This window comes from Paenibacillus sp. FSL R10-2736 (assembly GCF_038000245.1).
Taxonomy (GTDB): domain Bacteria; phylum Bacillota; class Bacilli; order Paenibacillales; family Paenibacillaceae; genus Paenibacillus_AQ; species Paenibacillus_AQ phytohabitans.
Genome location: NZ_JBBOBN010000001.1, coordinates 1,356,589 through 1,382,206, shown reverse-complemented (window position 1 = coordinate 1,382,206; position 25,618 = coordinate 1,356,589). Strand labels below are relative to the sequence as shown.

General features: G+C 53.4%; 19 protein-coding genes. 5 read left to right on the top strand and 14 right to left on the bottom strand.

Annotation, left to right across the window (positions count from 1 at the left end; genetic code table 11):
• Positions 1-106 precede the first annotated feature (106 nt).
• The 3 genes from NSQ73_RS05970 to gpr all read right to left on the bottom strand — a co-directional run bounded on the left by NSQ73_RS05970 (position 107) and on the right by gpr (position 3,239).
• Entirely contained in the window at positions 107-625 is a 519-nt protein-coding gene (locus tag NSQ73_RS05970) for a hypothetical protein (RefSeq protein WP_340985716.1), read from the bottom strand.
• A 30-nt stretch (positions 626-655) separates the two neighbouring features.
• Entirely contained in the window at positions 656-2,068 is a 1,413-nt protein-coding gene (locus tag NSQ73_RS05965; protein WP_340985715.1) for a stage II sporulation protein P, read from the bottom strand.
• A gap of 160 nt (positions 2,069-2,228) precedes the next feature.
• The gene (gpr, locus tag NSQ73_RS05960; protein WP_340985714.1) at positions 2,229-3,239 is read right to left on the bottom strand and encodes a GPR endopeptidase; all 1,011 of its coding nucleotides are present in this window, start codon (positions 3,237-3,239) and stop codon (positions 2,229-2,231) included.
• A gap of 180 nt (positions 3,240-3,419) precedes the next feature.
• Between gpr and rpsT the strand changes: the two genes are divergently transcribed.
• Positions 3,420-3,692 carry a 30S ribosomal protein S20 gene (rpsT, locus tag NSQ73_RS05955; protein ID WP_039309591.1) on the top strand — a complete coding sequence of 91 codons (273 nt, stop codon included), beginning with the start codon at positions 3,420-3,422 and terminating at the stop codon, positions 3,690-3,692.
• 166 nt (positions 3,693-3,858) lie between these two features.
• Here the strand turns inward: rpsT and holA are convergent, their stop codons facing one another.
• The 6 genes from holA to NSQ73_RS05925 form a co-directional block, all read right to left on the bottom strand.
• Complete coding sequence (gene holA / locus NSQ73_RS05950; protein WP_042139472.1) at positions 3,859-4,878, bottom strand: DNA polymerase III subunit delta; 1,020 nt, start codon at positions 4,876-4,878, stop codon at positions 3,859-3,861.
• A 287-nt stretch (positions 4,879-5,165) separates the two neighbouring features.
• Positions 5,166-6,425: an anti-sigma factor family protein gene (locus NSQ73_RS05945; protein ID WP_340985713.1), complete on the bottom strand. Its 1,260-nt coding sequence runs from the start codon at positions 6,423-6,425 to the stop codon at positions 5,166-5,168.
• Complete coding sequence (locus NSQ73_RS05940; RefSeq protein ID WP_039309588.1) at positions 6,422-6,973, bottom strand: RNA polymerase sigma factor; 552 nt, start codon at positions 6,971-6,973, stop codon at positions 6,422-6,424. Before NSQ73_RS05940 ends, NSQ73_RS05945 begins: the two co-directional genes overlap by 4 nt.
• Positions 6,974-6,998: 25 nt before the next feature.
• A complete protein-coding gene (locus tag NSQ73_RS05935) occupies positions 6,999-7,163 on the bottom strand; it encodes a hypothetical protein (protein WP_179093540.1) in 165 nt (54 codons plus the stop codon).
• A gap of 88 nt (positions 7,164-7,251) precedes the next feature.
• A complete protein-coding gene (locus NSQ73_RS05930) occupies positions 7,252-7,494 on the bottom strand; it encodes a hypothetical protein (protein ID WP_340985712.1) in 243 nt (80 codons plus the stop codon).
• A 199-nt stretch (positions 7,495-7,693) separates the two neighbouring features.
• The gene (locus tag NSQ73_RS05925) at positions 7,694-8,335 is read right to left on the bottom strand and encodes a bifunctional 2-keto-4-hydroxyglutarate aldolase/2-keto-3-deoxy-6-phosphogluconate aldolase (RefSeq protein ID WP_042238620.1); all 642 of its coding nucleotides are present in this window, start codon (positions 8,333-8,335) and stop codon (positions 7,694-7,696) included.
• 495 nt (positions 8,336-8,830) lie between these two features.
• Here NSQ73_RS05925 and NSQ73_RS05920 point away from each other — a divergent pair, with 495 nt between their 5' ends.
• Entirely contained in the window at positions 8,831-9,784 is a 954-nt protein-coding gene (locus NSQ73_RS05920) for a sugar kinase (protein WP_340985711.1), read from the top strand.
• A 154-nt stretch (positions 9,785-9,938) separates the two neighbouring features.
• On the opposite strand, the gene NSQ73_RS05915 is transcribed toward NSQ73_RS05920, so the two are convergent.
• The 3 genes from NSQ73_RS05915 to NSQ73_RS05905 all read right to left on the bottom strand — a co-directional run bounded on the left by NSQ73_RS05915 (position 9,939) and on the right by NSQ73_RS05905 (position 13,714).
• Complete coding sequence (locus tag NSQ73_RS05915) at positions 9,939-10,964, bottom strand: LacI family DNA-binding transcriptional regulator (protein WP_171720958.1); 1,026 nt, start codon at positions 10,962-10,964, stop codon at positions 9,939-9,941.
• Positions 10,965-12,047: 1,083 nt separating this feature from the next.
• Positions 12,048-13,178, bottom strand: a complete 1,131-nt coding sequence (locus NSQ73_RS05910; RefSeq protein ID WP_340985710.1) for a hypothetical protein — start codon at positions 13,176-13,178, stop codon at positions 12,048-12,050.
• Complete coding sequence (locus NSQ73_RS05905; protein ID WP_042139479.1) at positions 13,175-13,714, bottom strand: RNA polymerase sigma factor; 540 nt, start codon at positions 13,712-13,714, stop codon at positions 13,175-13,177. The genes NSQ73_RS05910 and NSQ73_RS05905 overlap by 4 nt, the downstream gene beginning before the upstream one ends.
• A gap of 247 nt (positions 13,715-13,961) precedes the next feature.
• Between NSQ73_RS05905 and NSQ73_RS05900 the strand changes: the two genes are divergently transcribed.
• The 3 genes from NSQ73_RS05900 to NSQ73_RS05890 all read left to right on the top strand — a co-directional run bounded on the left by NSQ73_RS05900 (position 13,962) and on the right by NSQ73_RS05890 (position 18,519).
• Positions 13,962-14,951: a LacI family DNA-binding transcriptional regulator gene (locus tag NSQ73_RS05900; protein ID WP_340985709.1), complete on the top strand. Its 990-nt coding sequence runs from the start codon at positions 13,962-13,964 to the stop codon at positions 14,949-14,951.
• A gap of 72 nt (positions 14,952-15,023) precedes the next feature.
• A complete protein-coding gene (locus NSQ73_RS05895) occupies positions 15,024-16,760 on the top strand; it encodes an ABC transporter ATP-binding protein (protein ID WP_340985708.1) in 1,737 nt (578 codons plus the stop codon).
• On the top strand, positions 16,717-18,519 hold the full coding sequence (locus tag NSQ73_RS05890) for an ABC transporter ATP-binding protein (protein ID WP_340985707.1): 1,803 nt from the start codon (positions 16,717-16,719) through the stop codon (positions 18,517-18,519). The genes NSQ73_RS05895 and NSQ73_RS05890 overlap by 44 nt, the downstream gene beginning before the upstream one ends.
• A gap of 411 nt (positions 18,520-18,930) precedes the next feature.
• On the opposite strand, the gene NSQ73_RS05885 is transcribed toward NSQ73_RS05890, so the two are convergent.
• Positions 18,931-24,030 (bottom strand): S-layer homology domain-containing protein, encoded by a 5,100-nt coding sequence (locus NSQ73_RS05885; RefSeq protein WP_340985706.1) that lies wholly within the window; start codon positions 24,028-24,030, stop codon positions 18,931-18,933.
• Positions 24,031-24,257: 227 nt separating this feature from the next.
• On the bottom strand, positions 24,258-25,604 hold the full coding sequence (locus NSQ73_RS05880) for an ABC transporter substrate-binding protein (RefSeq protein WP_340985705.1): 1,347 nt from the start codon (positions 25,602-25,604) through the stop codon (positions 24,258-24,260).
• Positions 25,605-25,618: the final 14 nt, after the last annotated feature.

The window sequence follows — 25,618 nt, the reverse complement described above, 5'->3', positions numbered from 1 at the left end:
GGAGAATCCGTAAAAAAGAACGGCTGCGCGCTCCAATTTAAGCGGCAACCGTTGCATTATGGCATATTAACCTTCGAAGTCTGTCCGGCTGCACACGGACACTCCTTCACTCCTCCGATGAATCGAAGAGGGAGACTACCCAGCGGATGCTTTTCTGCGAAGCCTGCTGCAGCAGGCCGGCCGTCTTGTCCGCGAGCACATCTACGGTCGGCTTCTGTTCCCCGGGAATCAGAATCTGTTCAGGACTGAGGGTAGTGTAGTCCTTCACTTCCTGCTGCGGAAGATTGCCCGTCCCGGCTGCTGTATCCGTACCAGCTGCAGCCGGCTGCTGCACAGGCAGCACCTTATAGGCCCCGGTAGCCGGATCAATGACAACCGGCACATATACATAGGCTTGCCCGCCCTGAGCCCTACCCGCGGCCGGAAGAGACGCAGCTCCCGCTGTGCCGCTCTGCCCAGCCTGGAGCTGTCCACCGGCCGAAGAAGTATTCCCGGCCATAGTGTTCCAGCCCGGCAGCACGCCGGAGACTCCTGAACCGCTGCCGCCGCCGAATTGCAGACCCACCAGAAGCCCGACTCCCGCCCATATCCCGACCATGACCAGCTTTTTACCGAACCGCGTCATATTCCCCGCTCCTTTTTCAAGTGAATTAGCTTAGGAAGCACCGCCTGCGGATGTCTTCGCGCTCGTGCCCTCCAGTTTGACATCGCCCTCTTCAGGCGCCGCCGCTTTCTCTGCATCCCGGCTGGCCCAGTACACATCCGCGATGGCATCTGCCAGAATATCTGCTGTCCGCTTCAGCTCTTCGGCAGAATTATCGATTCCGCCTACCTCAATCAGCACGCTGTTCGGGGATAGTGTCTGGTTATACTCCCCATTATTCCCGTTTCCCGAGGATTTCCCCCATATACCGCGGGATACTCCCGGATAATTTTTCTCCAGCAGCTGGTGAATCTGATTGGCGAAGGCTTCATTTTGCTTCCAATTCTTATTCGCATGCCCGAGGATGAAGTACACCTGCGCATAATTTTTACCGTTGATTTCTGCTGTAGTTTTGCCATGCCGCTGCGAGTCGCGGTGGATATCGATCAGCTCACTCATTTCCTGATTGGCGGCCATCGCCGATTTCACAGTCATGCGTGAATATTTATAGGAGAAGTTCCAGTTATAATCCGGCACCTCCGTGGCGTAATCCTCCTGGGCATGGACAGTTCCTATCCCGCGGGCTTCCAGCCGCTTGGCAATATATGATCCTACCAGCATTACATTCTTGGAAGGAACCGCAGAGCTTGGATTATCGCTCGCTGCGCCAAGCAGAGGATTATAGGCCTCGCGGGGATGGGAATGATAGATTAGGATACGTTTGATCGAGGTATCCCCGGTACCGTTCTCCGCATCTCCGCTCCCGGAATAACCTTCGCTCTCACCAGGGTCTGTAGCCGTACCGCTTGAATCCGGTGCAGGCGTAGCCTCCGGCTGCACAACTTCTCCGCCCGGGTTGTCCGTTTCGCCGCCGGCAGGCGGATCATTGGTCCCCGCCTCTGTGCCCGTGCCCAGATCCGTTCCCGGATCAGCACCGGTTCCCGATTCTCCACCCGCCGCTAACTCATCGACACCGGGATGATAATCCGCAGGCGCCCCTGCCGTACCTGTCCCCCCGGAGCCTTCCCGCAGCAGGAAGGGATCATCTGCCGCAAGGCCGGGCATCTCACGCGATACCAGACTTTTGGGATCGCCCGGGTCGACGCTGGTGAGCAGCCGGAATACGAAGGAGGTAACCTTGTCGCCCGAGAATGCTGAAGGCTCCTCACCCTGCGGCAAATGCGGAACCTCCATGCCCAGCAGCTCCATGAAGAATCCGCTGGAGAGTGAAGCAGCCAAGCCCTTCATAGAGGGAATGGGTGAAGAGTTCAGCTTCTGTCCGGCCAATCCGCCGGCTCCAAGCAGCATGAAAAATACAAGTGAACCTCCGGCCAGCAGCAGCATCGTTCTCCCCAGCGACAGAACATCCAGCAGCCTTCCCCGCAGCCGGCCAATATTCCATAGCTGAAACCATTTTCTGTTCATGATTGTTATGTCCTCCTCTAAGCCCTCTGTAATCTCTCATACTCCAAATCTATGAGCGGAAGAGTAATGCTAGAACCTTAGAATGAGAGGACATAGAGAAGACCCGCAGGGCAGTGCTGCCTTACGGCAGACTGTGCGGGCCTGTGAAGAATGGTGCAGATTAGTGAGTATAGGCTCCAACATTGCCCGGATCTACCGCTTCATGCAGTGCAGCGTTGAGTCCGCTGGCGACAATATTGGCGATCTCTTCAATAAACTCGTCAATTTCCTTGGGGGTGACGATCAGGTCATGCCCAAGCGGTTCAAGCACTTCCTTAACCAGCGCCAGCCGCTCCTGCCCGGAGATATCATCCAGCAAGCCCATAATCTCTTTGGTATGGGCACCGCCGCCTTCCATCTTCCCGAAATGATTGCTCATCATCTCCAGCACGTTGTTGACGATCGTTGAAGCGTAGCAGACAGTAGGAACGCCGATGGCGATGCAGGGAACACCCAGCACCTCTTTGGTCAGACCCCGCCGTTTGTTGCCGATGCCTGAACCCGGATGGATGCCGATATCGGCAATCTGGATCGTTGTATTGATTCTTTCCAGCGAACGGGAGGCCAGGGCATCAATGGCTATTATCACATCCGGCTTCGTACGGTCTACAATCCCCTGCACAACCTCACTGGACTCAATGCCGGTCAGGCCGAGCACACCAGGGGCAATTGCACTCACATTCCGGTAGCCGGGCGAGACCTGATCAGGAACCAGCTCATAGAACTGCCGGGTAATCAGCGAATTCTCCACGACCAGCGGCCCAAGAGAGTCCGGAGTTACATTCCAGTTGCCGAGCCCTACAATAAGTACGGAGGAGTTACGGTTAATGCCGATCCTGTCCAGAAAATGCTCAAATTCACGGGCAAACACAGTGGAAACCTTCTGCTGCAGGCCGGTATCCCCTCCGCGCAGTGCCGGAACCTCCAGCGTCACGTAGTTGCCGATGGCCCGTCCGATCGCCTGGGAACCGGCATTGTCTGCTACAGCAAGCCGGGTAACCTTGATGCCATCTGCTTCCTGCACCTCTTCATTGACGCCGGGAATGGGCGCATTGGACCGCGCCTGAGCCATTTCCTTTGCTTCCACTGCCAAATCCGTACGTACCGAATACAGCTGAAGATCCAGTTCCATTATTAGTTCAGCCTCCTTAAGCATATTGCCGATAGTGTGCGAGAGAAAGCCGCTGTTTATACAATCCCCGGTGCTATAATTCAAAAGCTTTTAGTGTTGCTTTTTGCTACCCTTCATGCTAAACTATTTTAAGTTGTGAATCATATGATGATTTCGAATGTCTTCCAGGAGGTGAATGCAATGCCAAATATCAAATCCGCGGTTAAACGCGTCAAGACGATCGAGAAACGCCGTGCACTGAACGCTTCCCAGAAGTCCGCGCTTCGTACAGCTGTGAAAACTGCTGATGTAGCACTGACAGGTACGGAAGTGGAAACTGCTCACGCTGCTTTCCAAGCTGCTTCCAAAAAGCTGGACAAGGCTGTAACTAAAGGCCTGGTTCATAAAAATGCGGCTGCCCGCAAAAAATCCCGCTTGGCTAAGAAATTGAACGCTCTGAAGGCTCAAGCTTAAGCCACGGGCGACAATCATAACGAGCACTTGAAGAACCTGACCGCTATGCTGCATACGGTTAGGTTTTTTTGTGCTCTTTTTTCTTATACCGGAATAGTCCAAGAGCCTGCCCACCCGCATAGATGCGGAGCGGACAGGCTCTTAGGCTACCCTAACCTGTACCTGATTACACGCCAAGGCGAAGCATAAACATCTCCAGCCCCAGCACTTTATCAATTGCACCTGTCTTCATCTGATAGTCAAGATCGGCCAGTATGCTGAGAATCTGCCGCAGACGCTGGCTGCCGAACTTATGGGCCTGCTCTCCCGCAAGCTTGACCGCATACGGATGCAGCCCGAGCTGGGAGGCAATCTGCCCTTGCGAATAGCTCAGACCGGACAGATCCTTGACCTGCAGGATGATCCTGAACTGCCGCGCAATCAGTGCAGCGATCTTGATCGGCTCCTCCCGCTGCTTCAGCAGCTCATAGAGCGTATTCAGTGCCTTATCGAGGCGCAGATTCGCGATATCCTCCACCAGCGTAAATATGTTCTGCTCCGTGCCGCGGTGGACCAGACTCTCTACTGCCGCAGCATCCACCTTACCGCCAGTACCGGCGAACAGGCACAGCTTGTCCATCTCTGCCGACAGGCCCTGCAGCCCGGTTCCGGCACTTGCAATGAGCACCTCAGCTGTGCCCGGAGCAGCCGTACAGCCGCGGTCGCGGAAGCCCTTTTCCACCCAGCGCAGCAGCTCCTCCGCACCCAGCGGATTGAAGGCTAAGACGGTGCCGGAGGCCTTGGCTGTTTTGACGATTTTTTTGCGTTCATCCAGCTTATCGTTGTTCACCATAAATACAATCACGCTGAATTCAGCAGGATGCTGCATATAATCGCTTAGCAGCTCTACACGGTGTTCAATCTTGGCGTTCTCCTTGCCTGCCGTGAACAGGGCGGCATCCCGCACCAGCAGCAGCTTGCGCTCTACCATAAACGGAACCGTCTCTGCTTCTTCTATGACGGCCTGCACCGGCGTTTCGGAGAGATCGAAGGGAATCACCGCGAAGTCACGGTCCTCTTTGGCTATCAGGTGTTCCTCCAGCATGGCCGTGAATTCATTCATCCGGAATTTCTCGCTGCCATACAGCACATACAGCGGTGAAATTTTCCCCTGTTTGATGTCTTTGGCCGCCGTTTTGGCATCCATCCCGCCACTTCCTTTTCCATTTCATTGCCTGGTTGCGTACAACGTACAACACATACATTCATACATTTTAACAAAAAAACGCCTGCAAACATAGGCAAAAACGGAGCAACCTCGGCAGCCAGGGCCAAAGTTGCTCCGTTTCAGCGGCGCATCTATATAAACGACGGAGAGGGAAGCTCTAGAAACTTACCATCCGGCGGTCATACCGATGATACTCGCAAATCCTGTAATTCCTGTCCTCATACCCTAGCATATTCCGCAGGTGCTTAAAAAGTTCCAGTTCACGATTATTTATTGGACGTTGCCGCGTCCGGAGTAATCACCGGGCTGGACTGCGGGGAAGCGGAAGCTGATGGAGCAACGGAAGGAACCGGTGCTGATGTCTCTCCCGGAACCGTGTATGTCTTCGTTGCCTGCGTACCATCCTGCAGCTGTGTTACATAGGTGAACTGGCTGCTATCCTCCGACCACACGCCGGAGACCCAGGTCCCTTCCATGGGCAGAGAATTCAGTGCAACCCGTTCTCCCTCTGCACTGCCTGCAGGAGCGCTGTAGATTACAACCTGCTGTCCGGCCAGCTCAGCCGTATAACGGCCGTCCGGGGATGGCCATGAAGGCTGGGAAGCTACCAGAGCAGGCAACAGACCCATTGCTCCAGGCTCCGGTGCTGCGGAAGGCTGCAATGCACCCTCCTCGGGAGCTGCCATATCAGCCGTTGCATCCTCCTGGGCCGTGCCCATGAATATCTGGCTCTGGGCAGCCGGATCAGCGGCACGGTCATCATTCCCGCTGCTGCCCTTCCGGGAATTCTCTGCCGGCGGTGCTGTGGCATTGCGTTTGGCGGAAGGGGCTTGCGTTGCCGGAGGCTCCTTGGCCGGAGCCGGACCTGCGTCCGCTCCGTCAGCATTGTCTGCAACATCCGCACTATCCCCGGCAGCAGGCCCTGTACTGTTCAGAGGAGCACCTTCTTCAGCATTCGGCTCCGCCGTGGCTTGCTCTGAGAAGAAGATCTCAGCGCCGCCGTCAGTGCTGTTGTTCTGTCCTGCATCCGCCGTAGCTGCATTGTCTGCGGATTCTGTCATCATCTTAGAGGAAGCTTCACTTCCTGCTGCATTATACGCCTGATCCATATCCGCACCCGGCATACTCTCCGGCATGTTGAAGACGGCGAATAACAGAATTACCGCTGCCGCAGCAGCACCGATGCCTGTCCGTGTTGCTATTGAAGCGCCCTTGGGCTTCTTGCCGCGGGTGCTTTGGCGTGTAAAGGGAACAATCTTGGGATCTTCAGATCCCACCATAACAGGCTCCTCCCGGACACCGCGGTCCAGCTGTTCAAGCTGCGGCAGGATAGAGTCGACCAGACTGAAGGGCGGCTTCACATCCGGCAGCTCCTCCAGTTGCCGGGAGAGCATCGTCAGCCGGTCAAAGACTTCCGCGCAGGAAGGACAATCATCGATATGACGGAACATTTCAAGCATTTCTTCCTGACTGAGATCATGATCTAAATAGCGGTGCATCCATTCTATCACCTCCGCGCACTTCATCCTGACACACCACCTTTCTGATACTCCTGAAGTCTATTCTGCAGCTGTGCCCGGGCCCTGAACAGGTAGGATTTCACCGTGTTCAAAGGCAGATCCAGACAGTCTGCAATCTCGTTGTAAGAAAAATCCTGTAAATACCGGAGTACAATCACCGTCCGGTGATGCTCAGGAAGCTGATCGATCGCCTCGCGGATATCCTCCGCCAGGTAACCCGACATCACTTCGCGCTCTACGTTATGCTTATTATCCTGGAACACCATTTCGTGCTCATCGATAGAAACAGTAGGCTTCGTTCTCCGGAACTTGTCAATACAGATGTTCGTCACGATCCGCTGAACCCATGTTTTGAACTGGGCCTTCTCCTCATAGGAGCCGATCTTGGTATACACCCGGATTAATGCCTCCTGGGATGCATCCAGAGCATCCTGTTCATTATGCAGAATGTAGAAGGCCGTCTTATACACATGTCCTTCAATTTCTCGCAATAGGGTGATTAGAGCGTCGCGATCGCCCGCTTGAGCGGCTCTGATGAGTCCCTGCTCCACCACGAAGGTTCCCCCTCTCTATGCAATCTTACTGACGCGCAAGACTGCGAATTTGTTGCAAGCCTGTAATCAATATTTTTGGAATACCAAACTTGGATAATAACGCCATAAGGAAGACCAGGTTTCCGTTTTCTGCGGCTGCCGCAGACCGGTCCATAATCCTTACTAAGCATACAGGGGATGCTTCAATCATTCAAATACTCTTTTATAGAAGTTTGTTACAAAAATGACATGAAAAGCAGGCAGCCCCGCACGATAACCTCCTGCGAATGAAGACTGCCCTATAATTTATAAAGTGTAGTTGCGCACAGCAGGAGGACGGCATAATTCTCTCTGGAATCATCATCAAGCACATATACTTCCCCCTGCGTAAAAAGTTGCGGGTGATTATAGTTCCGGTGCAGCTTATAAAAAGCCCCTATAGTCACCCTGCAGCCGTGTACAGCGGAGCGGATTTCTATATACTCCGCCTCTTCCATATTCAAAGTGGGATACAGCTTGCTGCGAATCTCATCGTCCGGCATAGCATCACCTTTCAGGAAAGCTCATCAATTTCGGCAGGCGCTCCAGCACCCCAGTCCTAGTTGTAAGTATTGCCCTGATCGGCCCTTTTCCATCATTTACACATCCGGGAAATCAGGCAGACAAAAAAATGCCCTGCCCAATAGAGGCAAGACATTTCACATGGTATTAAGCTTCAGATCCGCGAACGGCTCTGCCAGCTTACAGACCTTGGATCTCTTTGAATTTCGCCACATACTGTGCAGCCAGTTCTGTGATCTGGTCATAACGGCCTTCTTTGGCCGGTGCAGTCAGGTTGCCCCCGATGCCGACAGCGATACAGCCGTTCTTGATCCACTTCTCCATATTGTTCAGATCCACGCCGCCGGTAGGCATAATGTTCACATGCGGCATCGGGCCCTTAACAGCCTTGACATAATCAGGTCCGAACGCACTGCCAGGGAACAGCTTCAGCACATCCACGCCCAGCTTCAGGGCTTCCTTCATTTCATTCAGCGTCATGCAGCCAGGCATATAAGGAATGCCGTAAAGATTACACATCTTGGCGGTATCTTCTTCAAAAGAAGGGCTGACCACAAATTCCGAACCGGCCAGAATAGCGATTCTTGCGGTAAGCGGGTCGAGCACTGTACCTGCACCGATCACAGCGCGGCTTCCATATTCGGCAACGAGGCGCTTGATCGCCACATCCGCATCCGGAGTCGTGAAGGTGACTTCAATGTTGTTCAGTCCGCCTTCAATACAGGCTGCCGACATTTTATAAGCATCATCGGCATTATCCGCGCGGATAACGGCTACAACGCCAACAGACGTGATGTTCTGCAATACTTTGATTTTCTTCATTTAGAAACTTCCTCTCTGGGTACATTCTGATAAGAATATTTATTTAGATAAACTAATTTATCTAATTTACTAACACCAGGCTTTATCCTTCTAAGAAAATAGTAATAATATTGTTGCCATCAGTCAATATATATTTATGTGAACAACGGAAATACACTTAAAGGAAACGTATAAAAAGCTTATATATCAAGGATTTATGGCTTGAGTTACGCAACTTCCTAATAAAATAAGACCGTTGAATGAGCAATGCCATATTGTACAAAACCGTTTTATGTGATAATTTCAATTTATATTCTATCCCACAGCTTTATACGGGGTTCATGCTGAACCTTAGCTTATGCTTACCAAACCTTTCGAGTACGCTTCCGTAGCGAGTTTTGCGAAGTGAATTCAGGAAGCCGATGCTATCAAAACTTAAGCGTATGCTTCCGTAGCGAGTTTTGCGAAGTAAATTCAGGAAGCCGATGCTATCAAAACTTTTAGGAGGAACTATTAATGAGTAAACAGCTGGATGCAGTCACATTCGGGGAGCCTATGGCCATGTTCTACGCCAATGAAGCCGGCCCCTTGCATGAGGTTACTTCTTTCTCGAAAGCGCTGGCAGGTGCGGAGAGCAATGTGGCCACCGGATTGTCACGCCTGGAGCACCTGACCGGTTATGTGACCAAGCTTGGAGAAGACAACTTCGGCCAATTCATCGTCGGTGCGCTGAATAAAGAGAAGATTGATACGGACAGCATTACAACAACCAAGGAGTTCTCCACCGGCATGCTGATCAAATCCAAAGTGCTGACCGGAGATCCTAAGGTTGAATATTTCCGCAAAAATTCCGCCGCCTCCAAGCTGAGCCTGGCTGACTTCAATGAGGATTATTTCGCTTCTGCAGGCCATCTGCATGTGACCAGTATCTCTTCCGCCCTCTCGGCTTCCTGCCATGAGTTCTCGCTGCATGCCATGGAATTCATGAAGCAGCGCGGCAAAACCATCTCGCTCGACCCGAATCTGCGCCCGACCCTCTGGCCGGACACAGAAACCATGGTCAATACAATCAATGACCTGGCGACCCGCTGCGACTGGTTCCTGCCGGGACACGGTGAAGGCAAAATCCTGACCGGCCTTGATACTCCGGAAGAGATTGCCGGTTTCTATCTGGAACGCGGCGTATCCCTTGTTGTCATCAAGCTCGGTCCTGAAGGTGCTTATTACAAAACGTCCGCCGGTGAAGAAGCTTATGTGGACGGCTTCAAGGTGGAGCAGGTTGTGGATACAGTCGGCGCCGGAGACGGCTTCGCCGTTGGCGTAATCAGCGCCATGCTGGAGAAGCTGAGCGTAGCCGAAGCTGTGAAGCGCGGCAATGCAATCGGCGCGCTCGCCGTGATGTCCCCTGGCGATATGGACGGACTTCCAACCCGTGACGGGCTGGAGAAATTCATGAACGCTAGCGTGTAAACAGCTTTCCGCAGCTGCCGGGAGCGTCTGAGCCAAAGAAGTGCGATTCAGCAAACAGCATATGAAATCTTATATTTTGAAATAAAGAGCGTCAAAATAAGCCACCCGGCTTAATATGACGCTCCTTTTCGTGCAGAATTTTATATAAACCGTTTTATTTCTTCAGCACCGGCGGCCGGACCGACTGTCCCTGCTGCAGCGAAGGCGGAAAACGGTAGGTAATCGGCACGGAGCCGTCCGCATCGTTGATCAGGGAGAGCATAATCTTCGCAGCCTGCATGCCCATCTCATAAGCCGGCTGGCGGATCGTAGTGATATCCGGATTATAGATCCGGGCGAATTCGGCATCGTCAATGCCGATGACGGACAGCTGGCCGGGAATGGCAATGGCATTACGGTTCGCGTACTTAAGGATCTCCCCTAGTACAAGATCATTGGCGGCAATCAGCGCCGTCGGCGGCTGGGGAAGCCGTAGCAGCTCATCCAGCGCAATGGCGATTTCTTCCCGCGGCACACTGCGCATATAGGCATCCTGCAGCGGCAGGCCAGCTTCCTCCATCGCTTTTTTGTAACCGCTCATCCGCTCTTTGCGCGGGGTAATAGCATTCAGGCCAAGCGGCAGTGACAATATGGCGATCGCCTCATGCCCGTGTTTGGTCAGTTCCTTGACCGCAGTCTTCACCGCCATCTCGTTATCGAGCAGCAGGCTCTGGGTCGAGATCCCGTCTACCAGCCGGTCCATGAAGACCAGCGGGTATTCCGCTTCAATCAGCCTGATGTATGGCGCGGCCTGATCGCCGGTCGGGAAAATAATCAGACCGTCCACCTGGCGGGCGACCAGAGTCTCCACATAAGTATTCTCCTTGTCCGCATTCTCGTCAGCGTTGCAGATAATGACCTGAATTCCGTGGCGCTGCAGCTCATTCTCAATCGCCCGGATACACTGGATGGACAACGAATAATCAATATTGGCCACAATAATACCCACCATATGCGTACGGTTCTGCTTCAGGCTGCGGGCCAGTCCATTCGGCTGGTAGTTCAGCTCATCGATAACCTCAGCGATACGCTGTCTGGTCGCCTCACTCATATATTTGAACCGTTTATTCAAAAATTGCGAAACTGTGCTTTTCGATACGCCCGCTTTCTGGGCCACATCTTCTATGGTCAGCTTTTTCATTTACCCCGCCCCACTCTTCTATATAGAACCAAACCCGGTTGTTACGTTACCGCTAAGATTACTAGTGATAAACGGAGAAAAACTTTACTTTCTGATATTACCAAAAAGTATAGCTTTTTTTTAGTAAATTATCTAGAGGGATGGAGCTAAGGGCGCGGAATTTGGAAATATGAGGTGTCGAAGGTTAGGGAAAGTGATTCCGAATTGGGCGGATAGTGCCGGGGCATTAGCGGTGGGCAGGCGATAGTAGAGGGTACGTGGCGGAGATAGTAGGGCTGGGATCGAGACTTTTGTGATTGGCGGTGGTGATGGACAAGCGATAGTAGAGCGTACGTGGCGGGGATAGTAGGGCTGGGGTCGAGACTTTTGTGATTGACGGGTGATAGTTGCTGATTGGTGATTGGCGGTGGTGGGTGGGATAGCGGGCGAGAGGTTGGTGATTGACGACTGTCGGTGGGCTGGCGGCGTGTTATCGGGGGATTGACGGGCTATAGCGGGCTGGCGGTGAAATATTGGTGATTGTGGTTGGCGGGTGGCATGATATTAGGGGTTGGCGGCCGGTGTGGGCCAGTGGCCCGATATCGATGATTGGCTGGGAAGTAGAAGACAATGAGCAAATATACTAAAAAGCGCAGCCAGCACGATAGTAACGGACTGAGATGCGCTTATTTTCACAAAAAGCATCATTTCGCCGGGCTTGCGGACTCCAGTGCTCTTATTCACTGTAACTCACCCGAAAACTGCGCGATTGGGAGACAATAAGCGCGCTCCAGTCCGCAAGAGTGTCCAGATGTGCCAAATAGAGAAAATAAGAGCTGTACAGTCCGTTAGGGTCAGGAGTTGGGGGCTTGGGGAGTTGGGAATTCGGGGAGTTGGGAGCAAAGCAAAGAGGAACCCCCTAATCTCACCGGGATTCCTCTTCCACCACCCCGCACACGTCAGCTCCGGCGCCAACGGCAGCACCAGCGCCCGCAGCTTGGTAGCACCTGCTACGGTATCGCAACAATGTAACGTGATTCTATTCATCATTGAGCATCATTGAGGCATCATTGAGCTTTATCAAACTTCATTAATCCCAGACGCTTATTTTCCTGTATCGACCGGCTCAATCCGCTCTCCGTGTTCCTCATACCACCAATCGTAATACCACTGCTGGCCGAGCAGCATGGAGATATCCGTAGCCCGCTTCTTGCCGTTCACTTCATACGTAGCTATCTGCCGCTGCCCTTGAACGTCAATACCGATCTTACTGTCTACATTCTGTACAGCTCCAGTCGCTAAATCATATAGGCTACTATGGACATTATAGCCTTTATTATCATTGTTACTATAATAGACAAGCAGCATATCTTCATTCACAGCATCGAATGCAATAAAGGATCTGTATAAACCATATTCATTGCTTAAGGTTAGCAGATCACGCGGAGTTACGGTAGCTCCGGCAGCCGCAGCCGTCACATCTATGACGGAAAACTTATCCGGAGTCCCGGTTCCATTTCTACCTAAGGTATAAGTGACACTACGCATAATCACATAATCGCCGCCGGCAAAGATTCCGGTTAGTCCATAATAAGACTGCGAGCCGCCCGCATACAGCGGAAAGCTATATATCCGCTTAGCTGAGGCTTCCGATAACTCAGGCTGGCCCTTTGGAGACAGGTACAGTGCATAAGGCTCTGTAGGGTGCGTATATCCTGGTTTACTGTAATTCACCATCGGAGGAGGCGGGGACCAGACAATACCAGCATTCGTTTCAACGGCGCGCGCAGCTTCTTTGTTCCTGTTTAACGGAAGCGGCATGTAGTACTTCATCCCGCCTATCTCAAATTCAGCAGAGCCAATCGGCGGATTGTAAGATTGCGGCGATGAGGAAGAAGTAGCTGCAGGTGATGCCGAAGGCTGAATTGCCGCTGCACCAGAACTTTGGTTGAAGATCGCCGCCAGCTGCCCCATCGGATTGCTGTTCCCCCATTGTCCGAACGGCCAGAGCAGCACTCCGAACAGCAAGACCGCTGCCAGTCCGCCAAGGCCTGCTATACGCCCGAACCGCAGACTGCGTTTTCCCGCAGAACGCTCCTCGGCAGCCTGTTCAATCTTGGCCATCAGCTGCGGTGTAAAGCCCGGCTCGGCCAGCGGGTTGCGTCCTGCTTTGTCATACCAATCCTGCGTTCCGCTCATTACTTGTACTTGTTCGTCCCCGTTCTCTCTCTTCACAGGTCTTCCTCCTTTATCGCCGTTCTCACTTTATTTCGGGCCCGGCCGAGCCGGGATTTGACGGTCCCCTGCGCGATGCCGAGCAGAGCGGACATCTCGGCCACCGATAAGTCCTGCTGAATATCCAGCACCAGCACCTCTCTGTACTTATCCGGCAGCTCCATAATGATCTCCCAGATGCGGTTCGCATATTGATTGCCGATGGCTTCCTTCTCTGCGGACAAGGCTGCTTCTCCGGTATCCTCCCGGTCGCCAAGCGGAGCGAATCTGCGCCAGAAGCTGTTCCGCCTCCAGCTGAACGCGGTGTTGCGCGTGATGGTCAGCAGCCAGGTTTTCAAGGTGGCCTGGCCCCGGTACTTGCCGACACTCTTATATGCCTTAAGGAATACCTCCTGGCTGATATCACTTGCCTGCTCCCGGCTGCGGGTTAAGAAAAAAGCATAGTTCCACACATCCGAACCGTAAGTCTCCATCATTTCCCGCAGGGTTATGGACGGAGCGATGGTCACGCTATAAGGCATCTCTCTACTTTGCATGCTTCACTCTCCCCTCTCGCCCAATAAGACTCCGCAGATCCGAAACGGTTCCCAGTAAACCCCATATTGATGTCAAAAATATTTACGAATAAGAGATGCACACGATTGTCCTTAAATTTACGTTAAAAAAATTTATTTTTTACGTTGTTTTTTACGTTTTTTATCGTAGATTCCTATGGAATGGATGATTATAATAACAGTGCCGGAAGCGATATACTGCGGCAGCACGATAAAGCGGGGGATTCTTTTGAAGACTAAAAAAGTAACGATCACACATATCGCCCAGGCCATGGGCCTCTCACCTGTATCAATCAGCCGGGCACTCAGCAATCAACCCGGAATCAGCGACGAGCTGAAGGCGGCCATTGTGCGGAAAGCAGCGGAAATGGGCTATATTAAGCCCAAAAAGCATACGCCTGCCCGAATTCTGGTGCTGCACCAGAAGCCCTATTCGCATGATAACAGCAATTTCAGCTACATGGTACAAGGGATTGAGCTCGCTTTGCAGAAGGCGGAGACCGATTACAGCATCGAGTTTCTGGATAAGGAGAATCAGAATAAGCTGATCCTGCCTTACCGCCTGAGCCGGGGGTTCAAGTTCGACGGGGTTATTCTGATCGGCCGGTTTAATCTGGAATACGCCTCGTTTATCCATGAGCAGATTCCGAATCTGATTTTCTATACCGGTTATTCACCGGCCTATGATTACGACAGTGTATGGTTCAGTTTCCTGGGCGCCGGCTATAAGCAGTGCAAATATCTGCTGGACCGGGGGCACCGCCGGATTGGTTTCATTGGAGATCCCAGTGCTTACCGCAACAAGGAAAAGAAAACCGGCATCACCTCTGCATTGGAAGAGCACGGGGTGCCTGTGGATGAGAAGCTTTTTCTGGGGCGGGATGAGACTCTTCATCAGAGACTGTCCGGCCTTATTGCGGACGGCCTGCTGCCCAGCGCATTCATCTGCGATCATGATTTCACCGCGGTTGAACTGCTTCGCGAGCTGCAGGAGCATGGCATCAAGGTGCCGGGAGAGGTGTCGGTGCTCAGCAGCGGCAATACCGAGGTCTCGGCCTTCTCGCTGCCCGCTTTGACCACGATGGATCTCAATATCGAATATTCATGCCGCACAGTTGTCAGCACGCTGCTCAAACGGATCGCTGAGCCCGGCAAGCCTGCCGAGAACATCGCCATTCTCAGCACACTGGTGGAACGGGACTCTGTGCGTGAGCTGTGATTTTGTAAACCCGGGCTCTTTATTTAACATGCGCACTATCTATAACAAGGGTATTGTAAAGGTGGGAAACCGATGAATTCATCTGTATTACTGCGGTTCTTCAAGTCACGCAAGCTAAGCTACATTATAGGCTTCGCCTTCATGTTCGCCGCCTCCTTCATTCAAACGCTGTTCCCCAAGGTGCTTGGCAGTGCGGTCGATCTGATGAAGAATAACGGCTTTGAGCCGGGGCAGGTGCTGACCCAGGTCTTCTGGATGGTGCTGATTGCCGCTATCGTCTTCCTCTGTACCTTCCTCTGGAGAAACATTATTATCGCGAACGGGAGGAACCTGGAATGCTACATCCGCGAGGAGCTGTACCGGCATTTCCTGAAGCTCTCTCCCGGATTCTTCAGCAGCCGCAAGACCGGCGACCTGATCGCCTATGCCATCAACGACATTTCAGCGGTGCGCATGACCTTCGGTCCGGCTACGGCGATGTCTTTTAACGGAATTGTTATCTGTATCTCCTCGGTCTATTTCATGTTCGCGTCAGTCAGCCCCAGCCTCACTCTACTCACATTGTCCCCGCTTCCCTTCATCATCCTCCTGATGCTCTTCAGCGGCCGCAAGGTTCAGACCCGGTTCAGAATCGTACAGAATCAGTTCGGCGCCGTCTCGGACAGGGTTCAGGAGAACATTTCGGGCATCCGCGTCATTAAGGCTTATGTGCAGGAACGCTCGGAAATGGAGAAATTCAGTGAGTTGAGCAGCCGTATGAAGCAAGCCAACCTCGATTTGATTAAAGTTTCCGCCGCCCTTCCTGCGATGATTGAATTCGGCTTCGCCGTCTGTTTCGTCATGAATCTGATGTTTGGCGGCCGGATGGTGCTGCGGGGGGAGATCAGTATTGGTGACTTTGTCGCTTTTAACGGCTACCTCAGTCTGATTGTAAGTCCCATTGTGTCGATCGGACGGATCGTGACGATATTCCAGCGCGGGTTGGCTTCACTCGGAAGATTAAATGATATTCTGCGGGTTCAGCCTGAAATCAAGGATCTCCCCAACGCTGTCCCTATTCAGCCGGAAGGAGCTATGGAGCTGCGCCAGCTGACTTTCTATTACGAAGGTTCCGATGTTCCGGCACTGCGTGAGATCTCGCTCGTTCTGCCAAAAGGACACACGCTGGGAATCATCGGCAGGACCGGCTCCGGCAAAAGCACCCTGGCCTCCCTCCTCTTCCGCTTCTTCAACGTGAAGCCTGGGCACATTCTGCTCGACGGGCGGGATATCAACGATTATGCCCTGGACCCGCTGCGGGAGGGGCTTGGGGTTGTGCCGCAGGATACCTTCGTATTCGCCGCCTCCGTGAAGGACAATATTGTCCTGTTCAAAGACGGCTATACGGACGAGGATGTGCAGCATGCCGCAGCGCTCAGCCAAATTGCCGGAAGTATCGAGGCGTTCCCGGACGGCTATGACACTCTGCTGGGTGAACGCGGTGTGAACCTGTCTGGCGGGCAGAAGCAGCGGCTCGCAATCGCGCGGGCACTGATCCGGAAACCGGCGATCCTGATTCTGGACGATGCGCTGTCAGCGGTTGATGCGGTAACGGAAGGGCAGATTCTGAACAGCCTGCGGCAGACCCGCAAGGGGAAGAGCAATATCCTGATCTCCCACCGGGTATCGGGCATTATGGAAGCCGACGAGATCATCGTGCTGGATAAAGGGCGCATTGCCGAACGGGGCACCCACGAGCAGCTGATGAAGAAAGGAGGCATGTATTATGACATCTATACCGAACAGCTTGAAGAAGGAGAGGTCTGCTAGACGGGACAAATCCGAAGCTGGTGCAGTAAGGCTGCTGCTGCGGTTATCTGCCCCTTACAAGTTCCAGCTTCTGCTTGCCTGTCTGTGCGTGGTGATTGTAAATGGCGCTTTTCTGATCCAGCCGCTGATTCTGCAGCGCGTGATCGACCACTTCCTGATCGGAGGCGCTGCTCAGAGCGGACTGAATTCGATTGGGGGCTTAGCCCTGCTGTATGTGACCGTAGCCGCGGCTGGCGGGATCTTCTCGTATCTTCAGGCGCTGATTGCCGGCAAAGCGGGACAGAGCCTGATCCATGAGCTGCGGGTCAGAGTGTTCTCCATCATTGAACGGCTCCCCCTGCCTTATCTGGACCGGACCTCCTCCGGGCGGCTGATTACCCGGGCCACCAACGATACAGCTGAGATCAGCGAGCTATACACCGATGTGGTCATCTCGCTGGTCAAGGATGTCCTGCTGCTGCTGGGGATCATCTACGCCATGCTGCTGCTCAGCCCGTCCTTAACACTGGTTTCTTTTACCGTGATTCCGGTGATGGCCTTCCTGGTTCTCTTCATTAAGAACCGGATCAAAAAGAACTTCTTCCATATGAAGCACTTTATTGGACAGATCAACGGGTTCATTGCTGAGAGTATCTCCGGGATGCGGGTTATCCAAAGCTTCCGCGCAGAAAAGGAAAAAAAGGCTCAATTCCTGAAGCTGAACGGGGAATATTTCAAAACCACCTTGATTCAGGTCCGGCTCAACAGTGTGCTGAAGCCCGCCTCGGATATGTTCCAGAGTCTGGCCGTAGCCATTCTGGTCTGGTACAGCATCAGCCGGATCTCCGGCGGCAACCTGCAGATTGGCGTGCTGTTTGCGTTCACAACGTACATCAAGCAGTTCTTTGGCCCCATCTCCGACCTGGCCGACAAGTACACCTCCATACAGTCTGCCCTCGTATCCACAGAGCGTATCTATGAGCTGATCCGTGAGGAGGACCGCCTGGAGCAACCGGATCGCGGCTTATCGATGGACCGCCTGCACGGAACCATTGAGTTCCGCCATGTCTGGTTCGCCTATAACGACGCCGACTGGGTGCTGAAGGATGTAAGCTTCGTGATTGCTAAAGGGCAGACCGCCGCCTTCATCGGTGAGACCGGTGCAGGCAAAACTACAATTATCAGTCTGATCAACGGCTTCTACCGCGTGCAGAAAGGCGAGATTCTGATTGACGGTGTCAATGTGAACGATATCCGGCTGGATGATCTGCGGCGGAATATTTCCGTCGTGCTTCAGGATGTCTTCCTGTTCTCCGGCACGATCCGCGACAACATCACCCTTGGCGATGATATTGCCGAGGAGAACGTGCTGGAAGCGCTGCAGGCTTCCTGCGCGGAAGAGTTCGTGCTGGGCTCTCCCGGCGGGATGGAGGGCCCGGTCACCGAGCGGGGCGGCACCCTGTCTGCCGGCCAGCGGCAGCTGATCTCCTTCGCCCGGGCCATCGCCCATGATCCGGCGATCTTCGTGCTCGATGAAGCCACCGCTAACATCGACACACATACAGAGAAGCTGATCCAGAAGGCGATCGACAACGTCGCCAGCGGCAGAACGACGCTGATCATCGCCCACCGGCTGTCTACGATTGCCGGTGCGGATCTTATCATTGCGATGAAGGAAGGCCGGATCGCCGAATCCGGACATCCCCGTGAGCTGCGGCAGCGGGGAGGATATTATGCCGAGCTGCTGGAGGAGAGCCGGAGTCATATTATGAGTTCGTGACGGCGCTGCTCACACGGGGAATAATATAGTGCTTGGCGGGGCTTATCTTAGCCCCATAGCCCATCGGGGAACCTCAGCCAGTCAGGCGGACTGAAAATCCGCTATTTGCCGAAATGGGGCAGATTTGCCGGCTAAGCGGACTCAGATTCCGTTAATTGGCCTGCGACAGCCTGTTTCAGGCTCAAATGAGCAAGATAGCTGATTCTCAGTCCGCTTAAGTCCCGGAAAAGGGTTTTTCAGGGAAATAAGGTCTTCTCAGTCCGTTTCATTCTGCTGACGGTGCGCTCACCTGCGTACGCTCACCTGCTCCAGCACCCAGTAAGCTGCAGCTTATCCTCGCCAGGCTCTGTCCTGCAAAAAAACAACAACCCCCAAGCGGCTTATCGCTTGGGGGTTGTAATGATGCGGCTGCTACATTTCTTTGTAAATATTATACAGAAGCATTGCCGCTTCCGCGCGGCTGGCTGTATTTACGGGTTGAATCATTCCGCCGTCCCCCTGAATCCATCCGGCTTCAAGCATGCGGTTTACGGCTTCTGCGGCATAACCGGCTACAGAATCCAGATCCCTGATGCCTGCCGCCGCGGTCCCGGCAGTACTGCTATCAGAGGACGGAGCATGGATTCCCGCAAGCTCCAGCGCTCTGTCGGTCATGACAATCATTTCTTGTCTCGTAATCGGTGCAGCCGGAGCAAAGCTTCCATCCGTGCTGCCGCTGACGATCCCCAGCCTATGGGCAGCATTCACCGCTTCATAGAAGTAGCTGCCCGGCAGCACATCTGTGAATCCGGATGCTGCGGCCCCGCTGCTCTCCAGGCCGAATGTACGCATCAGCATAAGAGTATAATCAGCTCTGGTGACGGCCGCGTCCGGGGCGAAGGAATGGGCGGAGACGCCATTCAGAATGCCTGTAGACGCCAGTACTGCAACCGGCCGGCTGGCCCAGTGTACAGTCCCAAGATCAGCAAAAGTTATGCGGTTTAATACCACAGCATAAGTGCTGAAGTGGCGGACCTTAAAGCTTATTGCTGCGGATTCCGGTTTATAGCGGCCTCCGGTAACCGGGTGGCTGAGGCCGTTCTCATCAATATGCCATATGGCCAGGAATTCAGCATTCAACAGTTCGGCGGTAGTCAGCTTGTAGGGAATGCTGACCTCTACCTGCGCTGAACTATTCTTCCAGCTCAACTCCTTGCCGCCGGAGCTGATAGAGAGTTCCACTGCGGGTCTTCCTCCGTTTGCAGTGGTAACCAGTGAATTCGCGGCGGTTATATCCGCTGCAGAAATCTTCAGCACCACCGTATCTCCCAGCACCGCCTGTTCACCCTCCAGCATCCCGGCGGGCAGAACTACTGTAGCCAACGCTGTCTGAATCTCCAGCGTCTGCCCCTGCGCTGCTGCGCTCAAAGCTGTGGCGGGCAGTGAGATTTCATAGGCGGCAGCGCCTGCGGACGGGTTAACGGTCACCGTTACCCGGTTCCCGCTGTTGCCCTCTGCCGCCGCAAGAGCAAGCGCCTGCTCCAGCGCTTCCCGGGTTAGGGCTACCTCCGCTGTTGCTGATCCGGCAGCCGCCTGCGGGTTCGCGGTAAGCTTGCCGCTGCTGACCGTAACAGCCGGCAGCACAGCAGTTAAACTGCCGGTGCCGCCGGAATTTACCGGAGCAGTCCCTGTCTCCGGACTGGTTCCCGGCTCTGTTGTTCCCGGATCTGTCCCTGGCTCCGATGTTCCCGGATCTGTTCCCTCAGTCGTATCCATAATCCGGATAGCCACAGTGGCATCCTTACCCTGGTCGAAATCGAAGACCAGCGTTATCGTACCGAGCGGCTGCTGAACGAGGTATGAAGTTGCGATGCCGTACACATTGCCGGTGACGCTGTAATCCGTTTCGCCCAGTTCCGTCCCGCCACTGCGGATCGCTGAGAGCGTATTGCCGTTCCACTCTACTTCAAGCATAACCGGCTGACGATTTGCCGGATTCTTATCAAAGACTGCGGATAACGGATTCACTGCGGAATCCCTAATCTCAGGCTCAGGTTCAGGTTCAGCGGGAATATAAGTTCCTTCCCAGTTGACAGTAATTAGATAGGTTCTATAATCCGTGCCATCTGCCGAGGCAGTCGTCACAGCAATTTCACTGACGCTCTCCCTAAGCGTAATCTCTTCAGAGGCTTCGCTGCTGCCGGTCACTGTTCCATTCACGCGGATCTCCGTGCCGGATGCTCCTGCCAGCGGCATTACCTTCAACCCGTATACGCTTGCCGGAACGCTCACCGTATAGCTGTCCTGATCATAAGCAAATGCGGGAGAGAACGATAATGCCTCACCTTTGCTGCCAGCAATCCGCAGGTTCCGCAGGGTAGAATCAAGTGCAGCAGGTGTACGGTTAATAATTACATTAACTGTGCGTGCTGTAACGCCGTCTTCGGCAGTAACAACTACCGGAATGGTATTAACGCCTTCTTCCAGCATAACCTCTTCTGAAGGCTGTCCGCTTATAGCTGCCAGACCATTGATAGTCAAAGAAGAAATGTTTGGGCTGTTTACCGTCGCTGTCAGCTGTACAGTCTCCATAAAGTACGGAACCTCCAGACTGTAATCCTCTCCTTGTTTGGTCAGAGGGCCCAGATCCGCCGTAACCTCTGTTATTCCGGCATCATTACGCTCATAGGGAATTCCTTGATAGAGCTGTACATTATCGATATAGGCCGTGCCATAATTAGAGCTGTTGGCGTAGTAGTCAATGCGGCCGATATCGGGAATTTTATTACGGAAGGCGGCCTGCTGGACGACTGGAATATCATTGACGTACAGATCGAATTTGCCGGATCCGGTGTTCATCACCAGCCGCAGGTTGTACCATGTACCCGGTTCATAAGGCATTAGATTAGTCGAAGTTCCGCCCTTGTAAGCGACAATCTGCCCTTTGGAAAAAGCCAGCGATACACCCACGTTCGTACTCGCTGTTCCGGCACTGCTATAAATATAAGGCAGGCTGATCCAGTTCGTACTGCCCGCATTGTCGAGCTTCATGACATCAGCCGTCAGCGTGACTATACCCTTCAGACTTCCGGCAGCAAAGGTCTGCGCCATGGAGGTATTGCCGCTATTGCTGCTGCGGGTAAGCTTGATGCTTTTGTCGGAGGCACTTGGCAGTTCAGCTGCCCCCACACTCCCGCCGTTAGCCGTCACCGTCCAAGGTTCGCCCGGCTTGGCATCTGTGTCCAGATCATTGTAACCGGAAGCACTCAGCAAGACCGCCTGCTTGCTTACCACATACAGCTCAGATACGGCCGTGTTGAGCGCTGGCTCCACATGAATGCCGGGCACCTCTGCCGTTCTGAAGCCCTCTTTAGCCGCGGAGACTGTATAATTCTCCCCTACCTCCACTGCCGGGAAGCTGTACAGACCGTTAAGATCACTCTCAGCGCTCAGTACAGGTAATCCATCCAGCATAAGGGTCACTGTCACTCCTGCCGCTGCAGCCAACCCGCCATCCAGCACCCTACCGGTGATGGAGCCTGTTGCCGCGTTAGAGGTCAGCCGCAGATCGCGGGTAATGACATTGCCTGCCTCAACGCTGAAGCTCCCGGTTTCGCCTGGAGTATAGCCGTTCTTAACGGCCTGCAGGTTGATGCTGCTGCCGACAACGGCACCTTTAATGACATAATAGCCGGAGTTGTCCGTAACGGCCTGCAGCCCGCTGCCGGACAAATCACTTACCGTGACGCCGCTCATGCCATTGCCTGCGCTGTTCGTCACCCTGCCAGCCACAGCTGCTGTGTTCAGCGAAGCATCATAATACTCGAATGCCCCGGGATCAGCGTTACCATTGTAGAGCGGTTGCCCTGCGAAATCTTGTACTCCGGAGCTTTCAGCCAGAATATTCACTCCCCGGTTAACCAGCATAGATTCCGGCTTCAGCTGATATATGCTGCCGAGGCTGCCTAAAGCAGGTCCGTCTGCTTCAGAACCGGATATACCCTTCCCCGGATCTGTCAGCTGCGGATTACCGGTCAAGGCATGAAGATCGCCTGCCGGGGGCGTAAGTGTGCCAACCGTAGAATAGTAGCTGTTATTGTCATAAGTAATCGTCGGGCTCACCGTCAGTTCCTGAACGGCGCGGGTTGTATACAGAATATTGTTGCGGATGTTGTAGGTGGCATTCAGCGAGGTACCGTAGCCGTAGATCATATACCCGCTGGCATCATTATAGATCGTATTGTTGTATACCTCAGCTACTGCTTTCTTGTCCGAATGCAGGTAGATCGGATAACGGGTATTGCTCTCCAGCACATTGTAGCGGATGATGGTATCCCCGAAGCTGAACTGGCAGATCAGGATACCGTCCCCGTTGTCATGCACATAATTGTACTGGATCAGCATTTTGGTCGTTCCCTTGTCAGGGTCAATGCCGTTGGAATCCGCTCCGCCTGCTTTTTGGGAGGTCTTGAACACCTCGTTATACTGGATGACTATATCATCAGCATAATAAGTCTCAATTCCGGAAGTGCCTGCACCTTCCACTACGTTATTCTCTACGACCGCACCTCTCACCCCGGTCAGATACATCGCATTGCAGCCGAAATCCGTGTCCTTCTGCGTAATATAGTTGCCCCGGATGATGATGTTCGTATGAGGGGTGAATTTCGGATCACTCTCACTGTCGCGTGCACCCCAGCCGGTGCTTACGACACCGCTGCTGCTGTCCCCGCCGCCATCACCGGCATACTGCTTGAATATGATCCCGCCGAATGACGTGTTCTTAACCGTTGAATTCTCAATAATCACATCGTTGAAAACAGTAGCCTGCTGCGGGTGCTTCGGGTCGGCAACCTTTGTGTCGAACACAATGCCGCCGGTTTTCTTCGATCCGTCCCAGCCGGTCTTGAAGCGGATTCCCGGGTCCGGTACCGGCGGCACAGTGCCGCTGATCCAGGCGATTTCTCCCGATACATCATGCACATCTACACCGCTGATACGGATATACTCAAGCTTGCCGGCATCCGCGCCCGTGACATGGATTCCGCGGAAATCGCCTAGCGACTGGGCGAAGCTGCCCGTTACCGGCGCGGTATTCGATACATCCAGATTACGGATCTCCCAGAATTGCTGATTACTCAAGGTAATCGCATCGGCATGTTGCCCGTTCGCCTTGATCTTAGGCTTATCCCCGCTGCCGTAGCGGTCAATGATAATCGGCTTGCCTGCGCTGCCCGAACCCTGGGGTGCCAGCGTCTGGTTATTCCATATACTGCCGGATTTCAGCAGAATCCGGTCCCCCGGCTGAAAGACCGTACCGTTCACTTTGCCCAGCGTCTGCCACGGGCTGCTGTCAGCCGTGCCCGGATTGCTGTCGCTGCCTGCAGTACTGTCAACATAATAAACGGTGCCCGAACCCTGAGTTGTCTTTGCCTCTGCCGGGCCTGCACCCGGAAACATTCCAAACAATATTACCGTAATGATCAGCACGGACAGCCATGATTTACTTTTGCTACACCTGATTGCCTTCATAATAATAACTAACCTCCCCGTAACCTATTTTCCGCCTCCCGTAAGAAAGCGTTATCATGAGTACGTGCCCATTATAAAGGATCATTCAGCTTCTCCATGAGAGAGAATAGAACCGGAATCTTTCACTTTAGAACACAAATGCATTCCATTCCGCGGTTGTTCTTTCAATTCTGGACTATCTTGTACAAAAAGAACCAGCCGCACCTGCGGCTGGTCCCGATAGCGGATTATTTGGTTTCCGCAGCGTATTGTTCTGCCAGCTTCAGCAGCTCTTCATAAGCTTTGTCCGGTGTGGATTGCTTGAACTGCAGTTTTTCTACAATCGTTTTGTAATCGTTCTTGAAATTCCCCCAGCCTTGAGGGTCATTGATGAACTGCTGCGCATCCGGCGTTACCTTGTTCAGGAAATCAAGCGAAGTTTTGTCCGCATCGCTGAAGGTAGGCGTGAGTGCTTCAATCACTTTGGAGTTGATTGGTGTACCGCGTGTCAGACCCAGCGTCTGGCCGGCTTCCTCATTGTTCACGAACCAGTCTACAAATTTGACGGCTTCCTCCTGGTTGGCGGACTGGGCATTAACGCTCCAGAACATTCCCGGCTTCAGCCAGCCGCCTGCTTCCGTACCGTACGGCATAGAGGCATAACCGAATGCACCCGGCTTCAGGGCTTCAATGGAGCCGACCTGGTTAGAGAACAGGTGACGCACTACGGCGTTGCCGTTGATGACACTGTCCAGCTGCGGGTCAAGCTCTTTATCGGTAGTGGTGATATCGGCCGGAGTCAGGATGCCTCTGTCACGCAGCTCATTCATTTTGGTCATGAAGCCGATCCATGTGTCCTTGTCGATGCTAAGATTACCTTCGGCGTCGAAGATATACCCTTTGCCCATGCTGTATTGATAGGCGGTGTAGTCTACCAGATCGGCGCTCTGATCAGCGAACACATATTTATCCTCGCCAAGCTTCGCTTTGGCCGCTTCACCGAAGGCATAATAATCATCCCAGGTCCAGCCGAAGTCCGGCGCTTCCAGGCCCAGCTTCTCAACAACCGTCTTGTCATATACCATACCAAGTGCAGCAACACCCAGCGGCATAGCGTATTGGGTACCGTTTACTTTACCGCCGTCTACAGTAGCAGCCTCAATATTATCCACATTGACGTCCTTCAGATCAGCCAGCAGCCCTCTGGCCGCATAATCATTCAGATAAGCCGCATCCATCTGGATGATATCCGGCGCGCTTTTGGCGGAGTATTGTACAGCCAGCTTGTCAAAATAGCCGTCCCAGCCGGAAAACTGCGTCTGAAACGTAACATTCGCATTCAGCGCCTTATATTGGTCGAGCGCCTTCAGTGTAGCGTCATGTCTTGCCTGGGACCCCCACCAGGTTAATGTGAGCGTCAACGGCGTGCCGGCGTCTCCGGTTGCTCCTGCCGGAGCTGTGGTAGCCGCAGCTGTAGTGCCCCCCGCGGTAGTGCTGTTCGCTGTGTTATTAGTGTTGTTTCCGCAAGCAGCAGTCGCTGCAACCATCGTCATTAAAGCGATTGCAAGAAAACTTTTTTTAACCTTCTTCTGCATTTCAATTTCCCCCT

Coding starts and splice junctions, on each gene's coding strand:
- NSQ73_RS05970 (WP_340985716.1), bottom strand. CDS start 625: ATGACGCGGTTCGGTAAAAAGCTGGTCATGGTCGGGATATGGGCGGGA.
- NSQ73_RS05965 (WP_340985715.1), bottom strand. CDS start 2,068: ATGAACAGAAAATGGTTTCAGCTATGGAATATTGGCCGGCTGCGGGGA.
- gpr (WP_340985714.1), bottom strand. CDS start 3,239: ATGGAACTGGATCTTCAGCTGTATTCGGTACGTACGGATTTGGCAGTG.
- rpsT (WP_039309591.1), top strand. CDS start 3,420: ATGCCAAATATCAAATCCGCGGTTAAACGCGTCAAGACGATCGAGAAA.
- holA (WP_042139472.1), bottom strand. CDS start 4,878: ATGGATGCCAAAACGGCGGCCAAAGACATCAAACAGGGGAAAATTTCA.
- NSQ73_RS05945 (WP_340985713.1), bottom strand. CDS start 6,425: ATGAAGTGCGCGGAGGTGATAGAATGGATGCACCGCTATTTAGATCAT.
- NSQ73_RS05935 (WP_179093540.1), bottom strand. CDS start 7,163: ATGATTGAAGCATCCCCTGTATGCTTAGTAAGGATTATGGACCGGTCT.
- NSQ73_RS05930 (WP_340985712.1), bottom strand. CDS start 7,494: ATGCCGGACGATGAGATTCGCAGCAAGCTGTATCCCACTTTGAATATG.
- NSQ73_RS05925 (WP_042238620.1), bottom strand. CDS start 8,335: ATGAAGAAAATCAAAGTATTGCAGAACATCACGTCTGTTGGCGTTGTA.
- NSQ73_RS05920 (WP_340985711.1), top strand. CDS start 8,831: ATGAGTAAACAGCTGGATGCAGTCACATTCGGGGAGCCTATGGCCATG.
- NSQ73_RS05915 (WP_171720958.1), bottom strand. CDS start 10,964: ATGAAAAAGCTGACCATAGAAGATGTGGCCCAGAAAGCGGGCGTATCG.
- NSQ73_RS05905 (WP_042139479.1), bottom strand. CDS start 13,714: ATGCAAAGTAGAGAGATGCCTTATAGCGTGACCATCGCTCCGTCCATA.
- NSQ73_RS05895 (WP_340985708.1), top strand. CDS start 15,024: ATGAATTCATCTGTATTACTGCGGTTCTTCAAGTCACGCAAGCTAAGC.
- NSQ73_RS05890 (WP_340985707.1), top strand. CDS start 16,717: ATGACATCTATACCGAACAGCTTGAAGAAGGAGAGGTCTGCTAGACGG.
- NSQ73_RS05885 (WP_340985706.1), bottom strand. CDS start 24,030: ATGAAGGCAATCAGGTGTAGCAAAAGTAAATCATGGCTGTCCGTGCTG.
- NSQ73_RS05880 (WP_340985705.1), bottom strand. CDS start 25,604: ATGCAGAAGAAGGTTAAAAAAAGTTTTCTTGCAATCGCTTTAATGACG.